This is a genomic window from Streptomyces sp. NBC_00203 (genome assembly GCF_045206325.1).
Classification (GTDB): domain Bacteria; phylum Actinomycetota; class Actinomycetes; order Streptomycetales; family Streptomycetaceae; genus Streptomyces; species Streptomyces lutosisoli.
Genome location: NZ_CP108126.1, coordinates 8,752,754 through 8,772,442 on the forward strand (window position 1 = coordinate 8,752,754; position 19,689 = coordinate 8,772,442).

17 protein-coding genes and 3 pseudogenes are annotated in these 19,689 nt (G+C 68.5%); 9 read left to right on the top strand and 11 right to left on the bottom strand.

What is annotated here, in order from left to right:
• Positions 1–55: 55 nt before the first annotated feature.
• Both OG975_RS38895 and OG975_RS38900 read left to right on the top strand, forming a co-directional pair.
• A complete protein-coding gene (locus OG975_RS38895) occupies positions 56–271 on the top strand; it encodes a transposase (RefSeq protein WP_406334186.1) in 216 nt (71 codons plus the stop codon).
• Entirely contained in the window at positions 272–775 is a 504-nt protein-coding gene (locus OG975_RS38900; RefSeq protein ID WP_406334187.1) for a transposase, read from the top strand.
• A gap of 838 nt (positions 776–1,613) precedes the next feature.
• Here OG975_RS38900 and OG975_RS38905 read toward each other — a convergent pair.
• From OG975_RS38905 to OG975_RS38915, 3 genes and pseudogenes are all read right to left on the bottom strand, one after another.
• Positions 1,614–2,990, bottom strand: coding sequence for an IS1380 family transposase (locus OG975_RS38905; RefSeq protein WP_406326719.1), 1,377 nt, complete (start codon positions 2,988–2,990; stop codon positions 1,614–1,616).
• Positions 2,991–3,166: 176 nt separating this feature from the next.
• Positions 3,167–3,752, bottom strand: a pseudogene (locus OG975_RS38910) (transposase); the annotation flags it as partial.
• Between the two features lie 61 nt (positions 3,753–3,813).
• Positions 3,814–4,491 (bottom strand): SDR family NAD(P)-dependent oxidoreductase, encoded by a 678-nt coding sequence (locus OG975_RS38915; RefSeq protein ID WP_406334189.1) that lies wholly within the window; start codon positions 4,489–4,491, stop codon positions 3,814–3,816.
• A gap of 128 nt (positions 4,492–4,619) precedes the next feature.
• Between OG975_RS38915 and OG975_RS38920 the strand changes: the two genes are divergently transcribed.
• Positions 4,620–5,333, top strand: a complete 714-nt coding sequence (locus OG975_RS38920) for a TetR/AcrR family transcriptional regulator (RefSeq protein ID WP_385385187.1) — start codon at positions 4,620–4,622, stop codon at positions 5,331–5,333.
• Between the two features lie 14 nt (positions 5,334–5,347).
• On the opposite strand, the gene OG975_RS38925 is transcribed toward OG975_RS38920, so the two are convergent.
• The 3 genes from OG975_RS38925 to OG975_RS38935 all read right to left on the bottom strand — a co-directional run bounded on the left by OG975_RS38925 (position 5,348) and on the right by OG975_RS38935 (position 8,529).
• Positions 5,348–6,061: an SDR family NAD(P)-dependent oxidoreductase gene (locus OG975_RS38925; protein ID WP_143628778.1), complete on the bottom strand. Its 714-nt coding sequence runs from the start codon at positions 6,059–6,061 to the stop codon at positions 5,348–5,350.
• Between the two features lie 62 nt (positions 6,062–6,123).
• Complete coding sequence (locus OG975_RS38930; RefSeq protein WP_186003150.1) at positions 6,124–7,146, bottom strand: zinc-dependent alcohol dehydrogenase family protein; 1,023 nt, start codon at positions 7,144–7,146, stop codon at positions 6,124–6,126.
• A gap of 114 nt (positions 7,147–7,260) precedes the next feature.
• Positions 7,261–8,529 carry an MFS transporter gene (locus tag OG975_RS38935; protein ID WP_406334191.1) on the bottom strand — a complete coding sequence of 423 codons (1,269 nt, stop codon included), beginning with the start codon at positions 8,527–8,529 and terminating at the stop codon, positions 7,261–7,263.
• 137 nt (positions 8,530–8,666) lie between these two features.
• On the opposite strand from OG975_RS38935, the gene OG975_RS38940 reads away from it, so the two are divergent.
• On the top strand, positions 8,667–9,575 hold the full coding sequence (locus tag OG975_RS38940; RefSeq protein ID WP_406334193.1) for a helix-turn-helix domain-containing protein: 909 nt from the start codon (positions 8,667–8,669) through the stop codon (positions 9,573–9,575).
• A 158-nt stretch (positions 9,576–9,733) separates the two neighbouring features.
• Here the strand turns inward: OG975_RS38940 and OG975_RS38945 are convergent.
• The 3 genes and pseudogenes from OG975_RS38945 to OG975_RS38955 all read right to left on the bottom strand — a co-directional run.
• Positions 9,734–10,648, bottom strand: a pseudogene (locus tag OG975_RS38945) (IS701 family transposase); the annotation flags it as partial.
• Between the two features lie 3 nt (positions 10,649–10,651).
• Positions 10,652–12,333 (bottom strand): annotated as a pseudogene (locus OG975_RS38950) (ISAzo13 family transposase); the annotation flags it as partial.
• Positions 12,254–12,706 (bottom strand): transposase, encoded by a 453-nt coding sequence (locus tag OG975_RS38955; protein ID WP_406336671.1) that lies wholly within the window; start codon positions 12,704–12,706, stop codon positions 12,254–12,256. The pseudogene OG975_RS38950 and the gene OG975_RS38955, both read right to left, overlap by 80 nt.
• Positions 12,707–12,873: 167 nt before the next feature.
• Here OG975_RS38955 and OG975_RS38960 point away from each other — a divergent pair, with 167 nt between their 5' ends.
• Entirely contained in the window at positions 12,874–13,278 is a 405-nt protein-coding gene (locus OG975_RS38960; protein WP_406334194.1) for a type II toxin-antitoxin system PemK/MazF family toxin, read from the top strand.
• Positions 13,279–13,418: 140 nt separating this feature from the next.
• Here the strand turns inward: OG975_RS38960 and OG975_RS38965 are convergent, their stop codons facing one another.
• A complete protein-coding gene (locus OG975_RS38965; protein ID WP_406334195.1) occupies positions 13,419–13,817 on the bottom strand; it encodes a DDE-type integrase/transposase/recombinase in 399 nt (132 codons plus the stop codon).
• Between the two features lie 514 nt (positions 13,818–14,331).
• Between OG975_RS38965 and OG975_RS38970 the strand changes: the two genes are divergently transcribed.
• The 4 genes from OG975_RS38970 to OG975_RS38985 all read left to right on the top strand — a co-directional run bounded on the left by OG975_RS38970 (position 14,332) and on the right by OG975_RS38985 (position 18,239).
• Positions 14,332–15,333: an IS110 family transposase gene (locus OG975_RS38970; protein WP_406334197.1), complete on the top strand. Its 1,002-nt coding sequence runs from the start codon at positions 14,332–14,334 to the stop codon at positions 15,331–15,333.
• Positions 15,334–15,380: 47 nt separating this feature from the next.
• Entirely contained in the window at positions 15,381–16,667 is a 1,287-nt protein-coding gene (gene pcaC, locus OG975_RS38975; protein WP_406334198.1) for a 4-carboxymuconolactone decarboxylase, read from the top strand.
• Positions 16,668–16,704: 37 nt separating this feature from the next.
• Positions 16,705–17,340 carry an MBL fold metallo-hydrolase gene (locus OG975_RS38980; protein WP_406334200.1) on the top strand — a complete coding sequence of 212 codons (636 nt, stop codon included), beginning with the start codon at positions 16,705–16,707 and terminating at the stop codon, positions 17,338–17,340.
• Positions 17,341–17,459: 119 nt separating this feature from the next.
• On the top strand, positions 17,460–18,239 hold the full coding sequence (locus OG975_RS38985; protein WP_406334201.1) for an exodeoxyribonuclease III: 780 nt from the start codon (positions 17,460–17,462) through the stop codon (positions 18,237–18,239).
• Between the two features lie 224 nt (positions 18,240–18,463).
• Here the strand turns inward: OG975_RS38985 and OG975_RS38990 are convergent, their stop codons facing one another.
• A complete protein-coding gene (locus OG975_RS38990) occupies positions 18,464–19,657 on the bottom strand; it encodes an IS4 family transposase (protein WP_405873019.1) in 1,194 nt (397 codons plus the stop codon).
• Between the last annotated feature and the right edge of the window lie 32 nt (positions 19,658–19,689).

Below are 19,689 nucleotides of genomic sequence, written 5' to 3' on the forward strand. Positions count from 1 at the left end.
CGGCCGCTGCGACAGCCCCGGCAGTGCGCGGTGCTGACGCGAGGGCGACTTGGAGGTGTGGGAGCTGATCCGGCCGGTCATCACGTCCTGGAAGGGACAGCACCGCTCGGTCAGCGGTCATGAGGGCCGGTACGAGATGCGAGAGATCGTCGACGCGATCCTGTACCAAGCCCGGGTGGGCCGCCAATGGCGCTACCTGCCGCACTACTTCCCGCCGTACACCGCCGTGTACTACTACTTCGGCAAATGGCGCGACGACGGCACCGACTAGGTGATCCACGACCTGCTGCGCTGGCAGGTGCGCGAGAGCCGCGGCCGCCGTGAGGACCCGTCCGCGATCGTGATGGACACCCAGACCGTGCACGCCTCCGTCAACGCGCCCAAGGCCACGACGGGGCTGGATCCGGGCAAGAAGAGCCGGGGCCGCAAGCGGGGCATCACCACCGACATCCTGGGCCTGCTCATCGCGGTGATCGTGGTTCCGGCGAGCGTGCACGACAACGCCATCGGCATCACGCTGCTGGACCAGGTCGCCGCGGACAACCCGTCCGTGACCAAGGGCTGGGTGAACGCCGGTTTCAAGAACGCGGTAATCGACCACGGCGCCGCCCTGGGCATCGACATCGAGATGGTGCAGCGCGATCCGCACACGAAGGACTTCGCGCCGGCGCCGAAGCGGTGGATCGTCGAGCAGACCTTGTGCGCCACGAGGCGCTCTGTTTGTATCCCCGGTTCAGCCGGGAGGAACTCGGAAGGAGGTTCCTGGGTCCGATGACTTACCTGGATCCGAAAGGTGAAGGGGACAAAAGCATGTCAGAAAACCAGTGACCGGGCCCAGTTGTCAGGGACAGGGTACTGGGTGGCCCGCGCGATATGGCGAAGACTGGATTGGGTCAAGCCCAATTCTCCAAAAGATGCAAGTTCCCATCCGCAGGAAAGACAACTGAAACCGGCGCCGTGCTCTGCTCCGGCTTCGTATGGTGTGGTCGGAGCAACTTCCGGAGTGCGGAGCGATGCCCAGCGAGGGCATTCAAGGAGATGAGTGGGACGCCTAACTCGCGCTAGAACGAACAAGCAGAAACGAACGTGGGATCGCCTACGGGATGCGAGTCCTAGGGCGACGGAGGCCCCGTAGTAGTCGCCGGATTAACGCCCGGCCGAGGCAGGCGGGAAAGCCGTCCGCAGGGCGAAGTTGCGCCGTCTAACTCGGCGTTGGATCACTCTTTCAGAGAGTGGAGGTTCGGAAGGAGGAGCCTCTGGACCACCCGCCTTACCTGGACGCGAAAGCGCGAGGGAACAACAGCATGGCGGGAAAGCGTGAAGCGCTGCGAAGGCGTTTAAGGTGCTGTAGCGCAAGGTCCGTGTGATATGGCGAAGACCAGACTGTTTGAAGCCCAGTTCCCAGTGATGGAAAGAGGAATTCGGGATTGCCTAAGGGGCGAGAGCCCTAGCCTCGATCTTTCGTGACGGTCCGTCGACGTAGTCGGTGGACCGTTGCGCTTTCTGTGGCTGACGGTGGGCAGGGCGCGGGCCCGGGTGTCGTCTCGGGTGGACGCCGGGTTCCACTGCTCCGGTATGGATTGGGTTTCTCGCAGGAGCGGGAAGGTTGCTGGTCAGCCGGGGTTCGGCAGGAGCGCAAGACGTTCAAGGGCGGTGGTGACCTCACCGGTCCATGGCCAGTGGCGGGCGAGGCGGAGGATGCGGCGCCGGCCGGTGGTAACGAGTTGCCCGGCTGCGGAGAACAGGCGGAACCGTAGACGGCGGGGCTCCCAGAGGCGGGCCTGGCCGGTCAGGGCGAGCATGGGCATCCAGGCCAGCAGGTCGAGAGCGATCTGGACGATCTCGAGCCAGACCTTGTTCTGCGCGGTGTCGTGCAGGGGCAGGTTGCGCAGGCCGGTCGCGCGGGCGGCCCGGATCCGGTCTTCGGCCCGGGCCCGCAGGCGGTGACGGCGCTCAAGCTGGGCGATCGGAAGGTCGGCGGTGCTGGTGGCAAAGCATGTGACCCGCATGCCATCCGCGTCGGTGATCCTCAACTGGGCACCGGGATGCGGCCGTTCCTTGCGAACGATCAGCCGCATGCCCTTCGGCCAGCCCTCAAGGATGTCACCGGCGAGTTCGGCGACCCACGCCCCGTCGCGGACCTCGCCGCCGGTCTCGACGGCCGGGGTCCAGGCCGATGCCGGGATCTTCAGGACGTGCTGGTGGATGGCCCCCGTGATCACCATGCCAACGGAGTAGGACAGCCAGCGCCCGCGCCGGGCGAGCCAGGCCACGAACTCGTGGGTGCCGCCCGCGGAGTCACAGCGGATGAGGGTTTGCCGCCCGCGCCGGTACTTCTTGGGCAGTTGGGCGAGGGCGAGGCGGGCGGCCTCGATGTGGTCGGCGGCAGTGTTCGAGCCCGCGTTCCCGGGTCGGAGCAGAGCGGCGACGGGTTCGCCGGTCCCGCCCGGCCCGTGGTCGACGAACCCCATCAGCGGGTGGTGACCGTAGGTCTTCTTCCAAGTCGCAGCGGCATCCTGTTTGTCGGAGTGGGAGATGACCAGGACTCCGTCCAGGTCCACGATCACCTGCCCACCGGTGTCCGGTGCCCGATTGCCGGCCAACGTCCAGGCGCGTTGGCGCACTTCAGATCGCGCGGTGCGGATGGTGGCCAGTGCTTCCTCGCCCGCGGTGGCGAGGCTGTCGATCAGACGGGAGACCGTCGGGTCGGAGGCGACCGGCCCGAACACGGCTGGCTCGGCCCGCAGCATCGCGATGTCGGCGAGGCAGTCCCCACCGAGCGCGACCGCCAAAGCGAGGTCCACGAGGATCTTGCCCGGGTCGTGGATGGCCCGCGGTTTCCGCCAGGGAGCGAGTGCTGCGGATATGGCCTGGTCGAGGCCGGCTTTACGGGCCGTTTCGACCAGCAGGACCGAACCGGCCTGCGAGACCACGGCCCGGCCGCCATCCCGGACAAAGATATGCGGATAGGACCCGATAGGCTTCTTCACCTGGAAAGTGCCTCCGGCAGGGGCGGGAACAAGGACCTTAGCAATCCTCATTCTCGCTGGTCAGAGGCACTTTCTGCTTGCCTGATCACCTGCCGGACAGCACGCTTCATGAAAGCGCGAGGCTAAGGTGACGGAGTGTCAATAGTAGTCGTGAGAGTAACGCCCCACCAAGGAGAGCGGGCGCGTCCGGTCCGCAGGGCCTTGGCAAGTTCGCGACGGAGTTTCGCCCCGGCCCTGGACGTAGAGAGCCTGGTAGACCGTCTCGTGGGTCACGTGCATCTCCGACCGGTCGGGGAACTTTCTGTGCAGAGCGTGACAGATCTGCTCGGGGCTCCACCGCCGGGCATCGGCGCGGGCCTGTGCGGCGTGCGGCCGGTAGTGCCACTGGCCACGGGGGCCGACGGTGCGGTTGCGGCGGATCTCCCGGCTGATGGTCGACGGGCTGCGGCCCAGCTCGGCTGCGATGGCCCGGATGGGGGCCTTCTCCTGCAGCCGGTCGGCTATGTGTATGCGCTCGTCCTCGCGCAGGTACCGCGACGAGGTGGACCGTGGCGTCCGCGGGGATAGCGCGGGCGCCACGGTCCGGTTGGGACTCGTCCTGCCGTTCCGCCATTCACGGCCGGTCCTCAGGTTGATCCCTACGACCTGGCAGGCTTCCTTGTTCGAGTACCCCAACTGCATGAGGCGGAAGTATTCCTCCCGCTCACGCTGCAGCCTCTCGGGCCCCTGAGCCTTGCGGACCTTGCGGACCTCGAAGTCCATCGCACCCCTTGAGCTGGGGTGTTGCGACGACCACTAGAACTCGAGCTGGCGGGGTGTGGTGTCAGCGGCTGAAGACGCGTTCGCCCTTGTCGCGGTGGGTGGTGTGCAGTTCCCAGTAGACCGGGGAGATCTCCTCGGGCTGGGCTGTCGGGAAGCCGGGGACGACCGACATGCCGATGGACACGTCGATGCCGACGTGGGCGGCCTGGATGCCGCTGTCGGCCAGCTCCTTGTGCAGGTTGACGGCCCAGTTGCGCAGGGCCGCGGCGGCGGCATTGACGTTGCCGACTTGAGGCACCGGGTCGATGGATCCGGCGCCGGTGGTGAACAGCAGGGTGCCGGCGCTGGCATGGCGCATCGCGGGCAGCACCGCATGGGTGGCGGCGATGGCCCCGTAGAGCTGGAAGTCCATCTCGTGCTGCACGTCCGCGGGTGCGGTTGCACTGGGCAGGGTCAGGACGGTCGAGTCGAATCCGCCGACCGGGGAGTACTCCAGCACGTCGATGCCGCCGAAATGCGTGGAGGCATCGCGCAGCGCCGCGGTGAGCGCGTCGCGGTCGAGGACGTCGGCGGGGAAGGCGGCGGCGGTGATGCCGTCAGCGGCCAGTTGGGCGACGAGGCCGTCGAGCTTGGCGCGGTTGCGGGAGACCAGGGCGACGCTGTGGCCGTGGGAGCCGAAGGTGCGGGCGATGGCGAGGCCCAGCTGGGGGCCGGCGCCGACGATGGCGATGGTGGGCATGGGAAGCCTTCCATGGAGTGGGGTGGATAGGGCTATCCACTTTCTGATCCGGAAAGCCCTATCCGGTTCGCTGGTCGAGCGTAGCACGGGAATCGGATAGGGCTTTCCGGTTTGCTATGGTGGTCGGCATGACCCCTCGGGACCAGCACACTGGCGGCACCGGCAGCACGGCCGGCCCCGCCGCTCAGCCGCTGCGCAGTGACGCGGAGCGCAATCGGGCGCGGATCATCGCTGCGGCGCGCACGGTGTTCGGCCGCGACGGGCTGAGCGCGTCGATGGCCTCGGTCGCACGGGAGGCCGGGGTGGGGATCGCCACGATATTCCGCCGCTTCCCCACCAAGGAGGAACTGGTCGCGGCTGTCTTCGCGGACCGGATGGACGCCTATGTGCGAGCCACCGCCGAGGCACTGGCCGAGCCCGACCCGTGGCGCGGCTTCAGCGGCTACATCGAGACGGTCTGCGCGATGCAGGCGGCCGACCGCGGCTTCGCCGATGTCCTGACGATGAGTCTGCCCGGGGCCGAGGCCCTGGAGGCGTGTCGCGCCGAGGCGTACCAGGGCTTCCTGGAGCTCATCGCCCGCGCCAAGGACAGCGGAGACCTGCGTGAGGACTTCACCAGCCGGGACCTGGTCCTGCTGCTGATGGCCAACGCCGGCGTCCTGAGCGCCACCGGTGAGGACGCGCCCGATGCCTGGCGCCGCCCGGTCGCGTGGATGATCCAGTCCTTCAAAGCGCCCGCCCGCGGCCCGCTGCCAGACCCGCCGGAGGACGCCGCCCTGTATCAGGCCATGCGCCGCGCCAGCCTGGGCCCCACCTCAACCGAAACCGGAAAGGGGCACTGACCCCCGGTCGGCGGTCAGTCGAGCCGAACCCCTGTGCGCTCTTCCAGGGCGTGCAGGAGCCGGTCCTGGAACTTGGGCTCGCGCGCGGCGGGGTGCGGGTCCTGGGTGCGCTGGTGGTACCAGTAGCCGCCGGTGGGCGGCGTGATGTCGTCGTGGGTGGCCAGCCAGACCTGGGTCTGGTGGCCGGCGGCGAGGTCGTCGGTCGCGCCGGGGCCGCCCATCCGGGTGGGCACCCAACCCGGATCGACGGCCTGGGCGGCTGTCTTCTCCCACCGGTCGGCGACAGCCATGGCCAAGGTGGTCACCCACAGCTTGCTGTCGCTGTAGGAGGCCGTGCCGTCCGCCAACCGCGCAAGGCTGGTGGAACCGCCCCGATGCATGGAGCTGCTCAGGTAGATGAGTCGGGACGGCTTGTCCATCAGGGCCGTCAGTAGGTAGGGCGCGATCACGTTGACGGTGGCCGCTTCGGGGGTGTGCATGGTGCCGGCGTTGTGGATGACCGTGTCGAAGCGGCCGAACGCGGCGGTCTGACGAACGAGGCCGGGGACCTCGCCGGTCTCGGCCAGATCCCCGGTCACCACGCCCGCCCACCGACCCCCTCCCGCCGGCGCGGTGACGCGTGCCGGGGTGCGGGCGTGGACGACCACGTCGTGCCCCTCCTCGGCCAGCGCGGTCGCCGTCGTATAGCCGAGCCCGCTGGAGGCTCCCGTTACCAAGATCAGGACCATGTGGTCGGCTTCTCCGTCCTTTAGGTGGTGGGAGGGCGAGAGCGGGGCTGTCGGCCCGGTACTCAGAGGGTAAGCAGGACCTTCGTCGCGCGACGCTCGTCCATCGCCTTGTAGCCCTCCGGAGCCTGCTCCAGGGGGAGGGTGAGGTCGAAGACCTTGCCGGGGTCGATCTTCTTGTCCCAGATGAGCTGGATCAGCTCAGGGAGGAAGCGGCGCACGGGGGCGGGGCCACCGAGGGTGTGGATACCGGCGAAGAACAGCTGGATGCCGGGAATCTGGACGTCGTAGTTGACGCCCACGTAGCCCAGGTGGCCGCCGCCGCGGGTGGCGCCGACGGCCTGCATGAACGATTCCTGCGTGCCGACCGCCTCGACGACCGAGTGGGCGCCGAGGCCGCCGGTGAGTTCCCTGATCTTGGCGATGCCTTCCTCGCCGCGCTCCTCCACGATGTCGGTCGCGCCGTAGTAGCGGGCCAGCTTCTGCCGCTCCGGGTGGCGGGACATGGCGATGATCCGCTCCGCGCCGAGCTGTTTGGCGGCCAGGACTGCCATCAGGCCGACCGCGCCGTCGCCGACGACCGCGACGGTCTTGCCGGGCCCGGCCTCGGCGGCGACGGCCGCGTACCAGCCGGTGCCCAGCACGTCGGAGGCGGCCAGCAGGGCGGGGATCAGCTCCGGGTCGGGTTGTCCGGGCGTGGCCACCAGGGTGCCGTCGGCCAGCGGGATGCGGGCCTTCTCGGCCTGGGTGCCGATGCCCGCGTGGACGAACTCGGCGTGCACACACTTGGACTGGAACCCGGCCTGACAGATCTCGCAGGTGTTGTCGGAGATGACGAACGACCCGACCACGAAGTCCCCGGGCTTGACGGTCTTCACCTCCGCGCCGACCTCCTCAACCACGCCCACGTACTCGTGGCCCATGAGCGTGTGGTCGACGGGTTCGATACCACGGTACGGCCACAGGTCCGAGCCGCAGATGCACGTCGCGGTCAGCTTCACGATCGCGTCGGTGGGCTCGATGATCTTCGGATCCTCGCGCTCCTCCACACGGACGTCGCCGGCGGTGTACATCACTACTCCACGCATCGTGGATCTCCTTGCTTTCATCGTGCGGGCGCCTGAAGGCACCGGTTCGTGTTCAGGAAGGCACGGCGCTGCCGCGACTTCCTCGGTTTGGAGGGCTCATGCGGTCGAGCCCGCTCAAAGGGCCGAAGTGTCCGGTCCCGGGTCCGGCATCATCACCGCCGAGCGACGGCGCTGGGTGAGTGCGATGGCGATCGTGGGGATCAGTGTGAGAGCCCCGATGGCGGCGCCGACGGCGGCGGGACCGGTGGCCCGCAGGGGTGACTCCAGAGCGAGGCCCGCGAACCAGGAGCCGACGGCCGTGCCGAGATTGAATGCCGAGACGGTGAGGGCGGAGCCCAGAGTGGGGGCCCGGCCTGCGAAGCGGACGCCGAGGGAGATCAGTACCGGGTTGGCGCCGAGTCCGAACAGCCCCAGCAGGGCGACCAGTACGATTGTGGGCGCGGCGGACCGGGACAGCAGGCACAGCGCCAGGAGCAGGATCATGGTTGTCGCAGCGGCAGCGATGGTCGTCGTGTGCGGACGATGGTCTCCCAGGCGGCCGCCCACGAGAAAACCCGCCACGGCACCGACGCCGAATCCGACCAGGACCAGCGGCACAAGGCCGGAGGCCAGCCCCGCCCGGTCGGTCAGCAGCGGCGAAATGTAGGAGTACGTCGACAGCACGCCGCCCGTCGTGGTCGCGCAGGCCGCGAGGACCAGCCACATCAGGCCCGAGCGCAGAGCGGACAGCTCGGAGCGGATCGACACCGCCGCGTGACTCACTTCGTCGGGCGCGACGTGGCGGGCGATGAGCACCATGGCGGCTGCCCCCAGGGCCGCGAGCGCCCAGAACGGGCCCCGCCAGCCCATGACCTGTCCGGCGAAAGCGCCCAGCGGCACGCCGACGACGTTGGCGAGCATCGCGCCGGCGCCCACGACGCCCAGGGCGCGGGAACTCGAGGCGGGGCCTGCAGCACGGGCGGCTACTACGTTGGCCACCGCCCAGAACGCGCCGGTCGCCAACGCGGTCAGGAACCGCGCGGCCAGCAACAGCGAGAAGCTGGATCCGACGGCGACGATGACGTGCCCGGCCGCGAAGACCCCCAGCGCCAGGATCAGTGTCAGCCTCCGGGGAAGCCGCAACGTCAGCATCGCCATCAGCGGCGCACCGACGATCATCCCAACCGCGAAGACAGTGATCAACAGACCGGCCTGGGCCACGCTGATCTGCACGTCACCGGCAATCTCCGGCAACAGGCCCGCCACCACGAACTCAGTCGTGCCCATCAAGAACGTGCCCAGTGCCAGGATGTGGACGACGAGCGGAAGCCGGGTGGGCGGCTGCCCAGGGTCAGTGCCCTGCAGGGCGTCGGGGGCGTGGAGGGTGTCTCCTCGCGTCGTCATGCTTCATCTCCGCAGCGGGTCGAAATCGGGGGCGCATCCCACGAAACCGCTTCTGCCTCAGGCGCGGGAGGCCGGGTTTATAGGGGGTACAAGCTCAACCCCCCTCCCTCAGCGGCTCGCGCCGTAGCGTTGAGGGCATGGAACGCCTCCCCGACCGCCGCGCCGACATCCGTGACTTCCTCGCCACCCGGCGCGCCAAGATCACACCGGAGCAGGTCGGGCTGCCCACCAGCGGCCGACGCCGGGTTTCGGGGCTGCGGCGCGAGGAGGTCGCCGTCCTCGCCGGCGTGAGCACCGAGTGGTACACGCGTCTGGAGAAGGGCCACATCAACGGAGTATCCGAAGACGTCCTCGACGCGGTCGCCGGTGCGCTGCAGCTGGACGACGACGAACGCACCTACCTGTTCGACCTGGCCCGGGCAGCCCAGCCGTCCAGCCGCACCCCCCGCCGCCGCAAGGCCGTCGACGTGCCGCCCCGCGTCCAGTGGCTGCTCGACTCCATGACACTGTCCGCGGCCCTCGTCACCAACGGCCGCCTCGACATCGTCGCCGCCAACGCACTGGCCCGCGCCCTGTTCGCGCCACTGTTCGACAGCGAGACCACCGATGCTCGAGGCCGGCCGAACTTCGCCCGGTACTGGTTCCTCGACCGCGGGGCACCCGACTTCGTCGCCGACTGGGACGGCGCCCTTGGCGCCACCGTCGCCCTGCTGCGTGCCGAGGCGGGGCGCTACCCGCACGACAAAGCGCTGCGCGAACTGATCGGTGAACTGTGCACGATGAGCGCCGAGTTCCGCACTCTTTGGGCCGACCACGACGTGCGAATCCACCACGGTGGGGTCAAACAGTTCCAGCACCCTGACGCCAGGCCTCTCGAACTCGTCTACCAGCCTCTGGACCTGCCCATTTCTCCACGCGAGGTCCACTCGCTGACCATCTACACGGCCGAGCCAGGCACCCCTGACGAGGACCGGCTCAAGCTCCTCGCAAGCTGGGCAGCGACCAAGTCCAAGGAGATAAGCCCTACCGGTGACCGGGACTCTTGAACCCCGGATGTCGCCTAGAACTTCACAGCAGCGAAGCCGATGTGAGCGGGCAGACAAGACACCCAGGGCCATCAGCTCAGCAGCGGCCGCTGCTGAGCTGATGGCGGCCGGTGGCTGACGAGGCGCGCTGCTAGTACTCCAGCCGTAGTTCGTGATCTTCATTCCTGAGTGGCTTGTCGTCGGTAGTGGCTGGCTTGGGATCGGGCCTGGTGGCGGCGTCGCCAGTTCGACCAACCGAGCCGGTGGGCTGTGTCGTGGACGGGTCGGACGACGAGGGTGATGAACAGGCGCTGGATCTCGTTGCAGGTGAGCGGAATGAGGGCATCGGGTGCGGGGCGGGTGTGCTCGTCTGCGCGGACGACGGCGAGGAAAGCGTGCGCGAGCATGGCGAGGGTGACCCAGCGGGACCAGGAGGTATAGCGGCGGACCTGGTGCTCGTCGAGTGCGGCCAGGCCCTTGCCCGACTGGAAGAACTCCTCCACCCGCCATCTTGATCCGGCGACTTTGACCAGCACGGTCAGCGGCACGGACGCGGGCGAGTAGCAGCGGTAGTAGGCGAGTTCGCCGGTGCTGCGGTTACGGCGGATCAGTAGCTGACGACTCCCGGGGCGGGGGTCGGGGAGGTCGATGACTGCCCAGTTGTAGACGCGGTGGCCCTTGGCCCCGGCCCCTGCGGAGAGCTTCTGCCAGGCCCGCTTGGGCACCTTCTTGGCCAAGATGTCCGCACGGAACTTCCCCGCACCGGTGGTGACTTCGTGCGAGCAGGCCACCGCGAGGACGTAGCCGGTGCCGCGTTCCTCCAGTGCGGTTCGCAGCTTCGGGTTGCCGCCGTAGACCTCGTCGCCGGCAACCCATGCGGCCTGGTGGCCGGCGTCCAGGAACCGGGCGACCATACGCGCGGCCAGCTCCGGCTTGGTGGCGAAGGTGGTTTCCTCGGCAAGGCCCACGGCGCGGCAACGGTCGGGGGCGGAGGTCCAGGAGCGCGGAACGTAGAGTTCCCGGTCCACTGCGGCGTGGCCGCGCTTGCCTGCGTAAACCAGGTAGACGGCGACTTGGGAGTTCTCGATCCGGCCGGGGGCCCGTATTTCAATAACTGTCAGCGACGGCTTTCCGCGGGGGTTGTTCGGGCGTGTAGCTGTTCCAATGTGCGGGCGGGTGATCCGGGTATCGGTGTGACGAGGATCCGGTGCATGTCCAGGAGCCGTTTTGCGTCCTGGTACTGGATGGACAGGTTGGTGCGGTTGACGCCCAGTAGTTGGGCCAGGAACGTCATGGTCACCGCTCTGCGGCGGCGGAGGATGGCTGCCAGGAGCCGGTGGGTGTGGTCCACGCTGCTGGTCTGTGGGTGGCGGTAGCTGCGCGGGCGGTGGAAGCGTCGCTGGAATGCTGCCTCGGCCAAGGCGTCCCAGAAAGGCTCCGAGAGCGCCACCAAATACTCGAAGGCGGTTCGTGACATGCCGGTCAGGGCCGGATCCGTGAGCATCGCGGTCAGGGCCGGGTCGGTCCGGTGTGTCGTTGCCGGCGCGTCTGGCGCTCGCGGTGGGACGGGAGACAGTGTGTAGTTCCAGTCACCGTGGAAGGTGTTGGGTGTGATCCGAAGGGCGTGGAACTCGGCGGGTGTGACGCTGATGCCGAGGTCGTAGCTGCCTGTGTCCAGTTCGGCCCCGATGGTCAGGCCGGTCTTGGTTGTTGTGGCGGCGATGGTCTCGAGGACGACCTGGTAGCTGGTCAGCGGCCGCCCCCGCCAGTTCGCGGTGATGTGACAAAACATCCGGTGCTCTATCTTGTTCCACTTCGAAGTCCCCGGCGGTAGGTGACAGACCGTGATCTCCAGGCCGCTCTCTCGTGCGAACGTGGCAAGGTTGCTATTCCAGGTCCAGCGGCGGGGGTCGTTGGAGCCGCCGGAGTCGGCGGTGATCAGGAGCCGGGTGGCATTCGGGTGGTCCACCCGTCCGCGGTGTTGCCACCAGCGTCGGATGGACTCCACCGCGAACTCGGCGGTGTCGTGGTCGGTGCCGACGTTGACCCATCCGCTGTTGTTGGCAATGTCGTAGATCCCGTAGGGGATCGCCATCGGCTGGTCATTGGTGGTGAACGTGTGGCAGTCCACCTTGATCGCGTTCTTGCCCGGCCGCCAGGTGCGACCGGGCCGGTCCCGGTTGCCGAGCCATTCCTTGGCCTTGGTGTCGACGCTGATCACCGGCTGGGCATCGTTGAGGAACGCGGCGGCGGTGGCATTCAGGTGGGTGAACTGAGCATCGCGGTCCGGATGGCTGATGCCCTCTGTTGTCTTCGCGGTTCCCTGCAGGCTGTAGCCCAGGGTGTGCAGCAGGTGTCCGACGGTTGAAGCGCTGATCGGGTGGCCCTGTGTGGTGAGGGTCGAGGCCAGAGCCCGTAACGACAGCGTGGTCCACCGCAACGGGGAGACGGGGTCGCCTCGGGTGTGCGGCTCGATCAGCGACTCCAGCGCGGGCAGCAGACCAGGGTCGGTGTCTGTCAGCCGCTTGCGGCCCGCACCTGGAGCCCGGACCCGCAGGGTCGGTGAGGAGCAACCGGCCAACTCGGCCATGCCTCGCCTGATGGTTGCAGTGCTGGTGCCGGAGGCGGCGGCGACCCGGACGATCCCGCCGCGGCCGAGGGCCGTCGCCTCACTGGCCAGGTACAACCGACGGCGGCGCTCATCGAAGTGCGGCAGGATCTGATCGAACTTGGCCCACAGAGCACGAGCGGCAACGCGGCCTGACAGACACGGGGTCATATCTCAGACTCCCACCAACACCCCTCTGCCGAGCACTTATTGAAATACGGGCCCCGGCAGTACCGGTGTATTGGCGCTGGACGCCGACCGTGCCAGTGCCCTTCTTCACATCGCCGGTCTCGTCGACGACCAGCACCGCCCGGTCGTCGTGCAGGTGCTCCACCACGTAGCCGCACACATCGTCGCGGACCTGATCGGCATCCCACTTGGCCCTGCCCAACAGGTGCTGCATGCCGTCCGGAGTGGTCTCGCCGGCCCACTCGGCGATGGTCCAGCAGTTCTTGCGCGGCAGGTCGGCCAATAGACCGAGCACCAACCGCGCCGCCCTGCGACGGGGTTCGACCCGGGCGAAGCGCCCCGCGATCCGGCCCATCAGGCCCTCGAACGCGTCCCGCCAACGGGCGGGTTCTATGCTGTGACCCGCGGCCACCGTCTCTTCGTCAGTCCACACAACTCACGATGATCAACGGTGGCCGCACCCGTCTCCACAACGCGTCAGGGTCGCGCAGTTCCGCCTGCCGTCCTGAGTCAGGAGGACATGTGCAACGTGGCGAAGTCTGGTGGGTGGAGTTCGACGAGCGGCGGCTGGTCGTACTGCTGGCGGCAGACGACACGTCCAGGATCCGGGCGATGCAGGTCGTCACTCCTGCGGGCGTCGACATCAGCGGTCTGGGCGTCGAAGTGCAAGTAGGTGCCATGGAAGGACTGCCCTTTGAAGGCGTGCTGCGGTTCGCGTTCCCGCCCCCGGGCTTTACCCCCTGCACGTGGCTGACCACCGTGTCCCAGGACGACCTGATCGAGCGGGCGGGCGTCCTGTCCTCCGCGAAGCTCAGCGAGATTGAGGACGCCCTCCGTCTCGGCGAACAGGCGAAGGAACGGACCCCGGCGACAACCGCGAAGCTCAGCGAGATAAGGGACGCCCTCCGTCTCGGTGAACTCGGGTAGGCGGAGAGGCGCCACTCACCATCGAGATCACGATCTACGGCTGGAGTACTAGGAGACTGTCCATGAGAGGGCTGCATCAGTTCCGGTGTGGACGCTACGGGCGACGTTGCTGGGGATCTCCTCCTCGCGCACAGCGTGTTTCATGGCCGCGCTGTCGCCTGTCTCTCCGACCCTTCCTGTCGATCCGGCCATCCCGTGGCCGTCGAGCATCCGGACGAATGTCCGTGGCCGGAACTGGGCGGCCCGCGATCGGTATGCAGAATGCACCCGGCGGCCTTCTCACGTCGGGCAACGGCGTTGTCCAGGGCCGTCACGGCGAGGCCGGACTTCATCCGCGCGTCGATGTAGTAACCGACGATCCTCCTGCGGAAGACGTCCTTGATCGCATAGAGATACAACTTCCCTTTCCCGGTGGCGTGTTCGGTGATGTCGGCGAGCCACAGGCGGTTCGGGCCATCTGCGGTGAAGTCACGGCGGACCATGTCGTCGTGTACCGGCGGACCGGCCTTCTTGGTCCTGCCGCGTCTTTTCCCGAACACGCTCCACCAGCGGTTGTCCCGGCAGATCCGCCACGCGGTCCGGTGGCCATGACCGACCTCGCGTCGCGGGCTTCATCGGCCAGGAAGCGGTAGCCGAACTCCGGATCCTCACGATGGGCGTCGAACAACACGTTCGCGCGGTAAGCCTCCTTTAGTACGGCATCGGTCACCGGCCGGTCGAGCCAGCGGTATGAGGGCCGTCTGGCGTGCTGGGGTTCCCGGCACGTGATCGTGACGGGAACCCCGTCCACGGCCGGCTCCCTCACGAGCGGGTAGAGCTTTTTCCTGGCAGATGCGCTTGCGACAGGTAGTCGCGGTCCGGCACAGGACCTCGTTCTCCTGCTTCAGCAGCTTGATCCGCTGATGCGCGGTCCGTAGTTCCGCGTTCCTGTTGACGAGCAGATCTGCAGCAGCTCACGCGTCATTGTTGTCTCTCTGTTGCGCGCACTCTCTGTCGTCAGTGGGCGCCAGCCGACGAAAGATCCCGGCCGACGGTCAGGTTTGAACAGCCTCGGTGCTCTCCGTGACAGGGGCAGTCCTTGCCACCGACGAGTTCCCGGCCACCGCGGCGGGGTACCGCGATCTGCTGAAGTGGGCCAGGAAGTCGGGAGCCGTGAGGCGGGCCCGGGTGGAGGGACCCGGCTCCTATGGGGCGTCCCTGTCCCGCCATCTGCTGGCCCAGGGCGTGGACGTGTTTGACGTGAACTGGATGGACTGGGCGGATCGTCGGCGGCGCGGCAAGTCGGATCCACTCGATGCCCAGAATGCGGCGCGAGCCGTGTTGAGCGGGCGGGCCCGCGCCCGGGCCAAAACGGGCGACGGGCCGGTGCAGGTCGCGAGAATGTACAAACTCACGAAGGCGTCGGCGGTCAAAGCCCGCACCCAGGCCATCAACCAGCTCAAGGCCGTACTCGTCACTGCGGACCCCGTCTTGCGGGAGGAACTGGCCGGACTGGGCAATGCCGAACTCTTCCGTACCTGCGCACAGTTCACCGATGCGCGTGGTCACGAGGAGGTCGGCGCGGAGCCGGTGATGCAGGCCACCCGGATCACGCTGGGCCTGCTGGCTCACCGGATCGGCCAGCTCTCCGAGGAGATCCGGGACGTGGAGGCTCGTCTTGCCCGGCTCGTGGAATGCCATGCCCCGCAGCTTCTCGAGGTGGTGGGGATCGGCCCGGACACGGCGGTCACGTTGCTGATCACGGTGGGGGACAACCCGGAACGGCTGGACAGTGAGGCGTCGTTCGCCGCGCTGTGCGGGGTCAGCCCTGTCGAGCGCTCCTCGGGACGCCGGCAGTTCCGTCGCCTCAACCGCGGCGGCGACCGGCAGGCCAACGCCGCGCTCCACCGCATCGTGTTCACCCGCCTGCGGGTCGACCCGCGCACCCAGGACTACTACGAGCGCCGCGTCAAGGAGGGCAAGACCCGGCGCGAAATCGTCCGCTGCCTCAAACGCTACGCGGCCCGGGAGGTCTTCCACCTGGTCAAACAGCTACAGCCAGGACCCCGCTCATAGGGGCTGTCGTGACAGATGAGAGGGTCGGGCGGGTGAGTGAGTCACCGATGAATACCCTGCAATACCGCTTTGACGGGCCAGAAGACGCCCCTGTCCTGATCTTGGGTCCCTCACTGGGTACCACATGGCACATGTGGGACCGGCAGGTCCCGGAGCTCGCGAAGACCTGGCGGGTCTTCCGGTTCGACCTGCCGGGACACGGCGGAGCGCCCGCGTATCCGTCGGGTTCCGTCGGCGAACTCGCCGGGCGGCTGCTGGCCACGCTCGACGGGCTCGGAGTGCAGCGGTTCGGATACGCGGGCTGCGCGTTCAGCGGGGCCCTCGGGATCGAGCTGGCCCTGCGCCATCCGGAGCGGATCGCCTCGCTCGCGCTGATCGCCGCCTCACCGCGGTTCGGTACGGCCGACGAGTTCCGGCAGCGCGGTGTGATCGTGCGCACGAACGGGCTCGACCCGATCGCGCGTACGTCGCCCGAGCGCTGGTTCACGGGAGGGTTCGCCGCGGCCCAGCCCGCGATCACCGAGTGGGCCGTGCAGATGGTGCGCACCACCGACCCCGGCTGCTACATCGCGGCCTGCGAGGCGCTCGCCGCGTTCGACGTACGCGCCGAACTCGGCCGGATCGGCGTGCCGACCCTCGTCCTCGTCGGCTCCGACGACCAGGTCACCGGGCCGGCCGAGGCGCGCACGCTGGTCGCCGGGATACCGGACGCCCGGCTCGCGGTGGTGCCCGGAGCCTCGCACCTGGTCCCCGTGGAGCAGCCCGCCGCGGTTACGGACCTTCTCGTACGGCACTTCTCCACCGCCTGGCAGCCCGCCTTCGACTCGACCACCGGCCAGATGGCGATCCCCGCGGCGCCGCTGAAGCCGGTGCTGGCCGCGCCCCCGCCGGTCGCACCCCTCGCCGAGATCGCCCCGCCCGTTGCGCAGCCCGCACCGATGGGCATGGGCCGCCCCGATCCCTACGACGCCGGGATCAAGGTCCGTCGCGAGGTGCTCGGGGACGCGCACGTCGACCGGGCGCTGGCGACGGCGGACGAGTTCTCCGGGGACTTCCAGGAGTTCATCACCCGGTACGCGTGGGGCGAGATCTGGGACCGGCCCGGACTCGACCGGCGCTCGCGCAGCTGTGTCACGCTCACCGCGCTGGTCGCCGGCGGTCACCTCGACGAGCTGGCCTTCCACACCCGCGCGGCCCTCCGCAACGGTCTCACCCCGGTGGAGATCAAGGAGGTGCTCCTCCAGGCCGCCGTCTACTGCGGCGTACCGGCCGCCAACAGCGCCTTCAAGGTGGCGCAGCAGGTCATCCGGGAGGAGACCACACCCCAGGAGTGAGCCCCAGGACCGGGGCAGGGGCAGGCAGGATGGACCCATGAAGCTCACGAAGAAGTCGCACGCCTGTGTCCGTCTTGAGAAGGACGGGCGCACACTCGTCATCGACCCCGGCAGTTTCAGCGAGGAGGACGCCGCCCTGGGCGCGGACGTCCTCCTGGTGACGCACGAGCACGCCGACCACTTCGACGAGGGACAGCTGCGGGCGGGCCTGGAGTCCAACCCGGCGGCGGAGATCTGGACCCTGAAGTCGGTCGCGGAGAAGATCTCCGCCGCCTTCCCGGGCCGCGTGCACACGGTCGGCCACGGCGACACGTTCAGCGCCGCGGGCTTCGACATCCAGGTGCACGGCGAACTGCACGCAGTGATCCACCCGGACATCCCGCGCATCACCAATGTCGGCTATCTCATCGACGGCGGTAGCGTCTTCCACCCCGGCGACGCGCTCACCGTCCCCGACCACCAGGTCGAGACGCTGTTGCTCCCGGTCATGGCCCCATGGAGCAAGATCGCCGAGGTCATCGACTACGTCCGCGAGGTCAAGCCGCAACGCGCGTACGACATCCACGACGCCCTGCTCACGGACCTCGCCCGGCCGATCTACGACCGGCAGATCGGCGCCCTGGGCGGCTCCGAACACCTGCGGCTCACGCCCGGGGCGTCGGCCGAGCTCTGAGCGTCACCTCTTCAGCGGCGCCGGCCTCTCGTCGGCCGGCGCCGTTCCGGCGGTCCGTATCCACCACCCGCGCGCCACCGCCGGGCCCGTTGTCGTACCCGCCCGGTAGGTTGTGAGTCATGCGCATCGCGACCTGGAACGTGAACTCGATCACCGCCCGCCTCCCAAGGCTGCTGGCCTGGCTGGAGAGCAGCGGCACGGACGTGCTGTGCCTCCAGGAGGCCAAGGTCGCAGCCGAGCAGTTCCCCACCGACCAGCTCCGTGAGCTGGGCTATGAGGCGGCGGTGCATGCGACCGGGCGGTGGAACGGCGTCGCGGTGATCTCCCGCGCAGGCCTGGAGGACGTCGTCAAGGGCCTGCCCGGCGACCCCGGCTACGAGGGCGTCGAGGAGCCCCGCGCCATCTCCGCGACGTGCGGCCCGATCCGCGTCTGGTCGGTGTACGTGCCGAACGGACGCGAGGTGGACCACCCCCACTACGCGTACAAGCTCCAGTGGTTCGACGCCCTCAAGACGGCGGTCGCGGGCGACGCCACGGGCAGCCGGCCGTTCGCGGTGCTGGGTGACTACAACGTGGCGCCCACGGACGACGACGTCTACGACGTGGCCGCCTTCGAGGGCCTCACCCACGTCACCCCGGCCGAGCGCGCCGCCCTGGCCGACCTGCGCGAGGCGGGCCTGACCGACGTGGTCCCGCGGCCCCTCAAGTACGACCACCCGTACACATACTGGGACTACCGCCAGCTCTGCTTCCCCAAGAACCGCGGTATGCGCATCGACCTCGTCTACGGCAACGAGACGTTCTCGAAGGCGGTCACCGACTCCTATGTGGATCGCGAGGAGCGCAAGGGCAAAGGCGCCTCGGACCACGCGCCGGTCGTGGTGGACCTGGACGTCTAGGCCCAATGCCGTTGCGTTACGGGTTTGCGGGTTGGGGTCGTTGAATGGTGATTGCTCGGGTGCCGGTTCGGGTGGGTTGGGGCCAGGTGTGGTGTTCGGCCCGTTTGAGCCGGTAGTTGGACATCTTGCGTTTGATGACGCGGGGCTGGCTGCGCAGGCGTCTGGCCGGCAGGAGTCGTTCGAGTAGGTCGTGCTGGAGCAGGACGAGCGTTCTGACCAGGAGGTCAGGGGGAAAAACTGCCCGGCGTGACGGTCACACTGCGTCGGGCGGAGCGCAGAGTTTCGGTGAAGGAAATCCGGTCGGGGTCCAGGCCCCGGGTCGCGGCCGTTCTCACCATCAGTTCGCGCAGGGCGTGGTGGACCAGCAGGTGTGCCCAGATCTGCTGCAGGGCGCCGTCGGGGGTTTTGCTGCTGAGGACGACGTGGGCTCCGCGTTGATGGGTCTTGATCTCGGCGAAGACGCTCTCTACTTCCCAGCGCTCCTGGTAGAGCGCGGCCAGCTGGCGGGCGGGATAGCGGCGGGCGTCGAGCAGACTGGTCACCAGCCGGTAGCCCTCGGCAGCATGGCCGGTGCCGTTCAGCCGGTAGGCCATTACCCGCACGGTGACCGGGTCGGTGTGGGCCGGATCGGTGTGGGCGTGGATGCGCGAAAGCCAGGACCCGTCCCGCAACTGCCGCTCGACGGGCAGGACCCGGTTGGCGGGCACCCGCCACAGCAGCTGAGCGCCGGTGGCGGTGAAGGACCGCCACAACGGCACACCGAGGAACTCGCGGTCGGCCAGGACCAGTTGCCCGGGGCCGCAGGAACGGGGCAGACGGCTCACCAAGGTCACTTCCCCGGTGCGGCAGCCGGCGAGTTCGGCGTCCAGTACGAGGTGCGTGCCGACCTCCACCAGGCAGGCCATCCGCACCTGGGGAAAGGCGCTTTTGTCGTGGCCGCGGGTGTTTCCGGGGCGTGCGAAGGCAGCCTCATTGGCCGGGCTGTCGGCGACGTCCCAGCAGGTCCCGTCCACCGCCAGCAGCCGCAGTCCGCGCCAGAAGGCGCCCGGGGTGGCTTCGGTGCCCATCGGTTTCGCGGTCGTGGTGAACAGCACCCGCAGTGGTTCCGGGCCCAGCCGCTGCCGGGCCCGAAACAGCGACGACTTCGCCGGGACATGCCAGGTGCCCAGCAGGCGCAGACCGCGCAGTCCCTCGACCAGATGCCGCATCACGTCCAGATACGGAGCGGGCGAGAACAGGGCCAGCCCCAGCACGAAATACACCACCAGCCGGGCCGGGAGCAGGCGCTTGCGTTGCTCCACACGACCACAGGCAGCCACCACCCGATCCACCAGACCTGGCGGATAGACCCAGGTCAGCAGGCCTAAACCCGATAACTCAGAGACGCTTGCAGCCACCCGAACCACCCCCGGGACCACTGAACTTCAGCGTACGCCCGCAAGCTAACGCA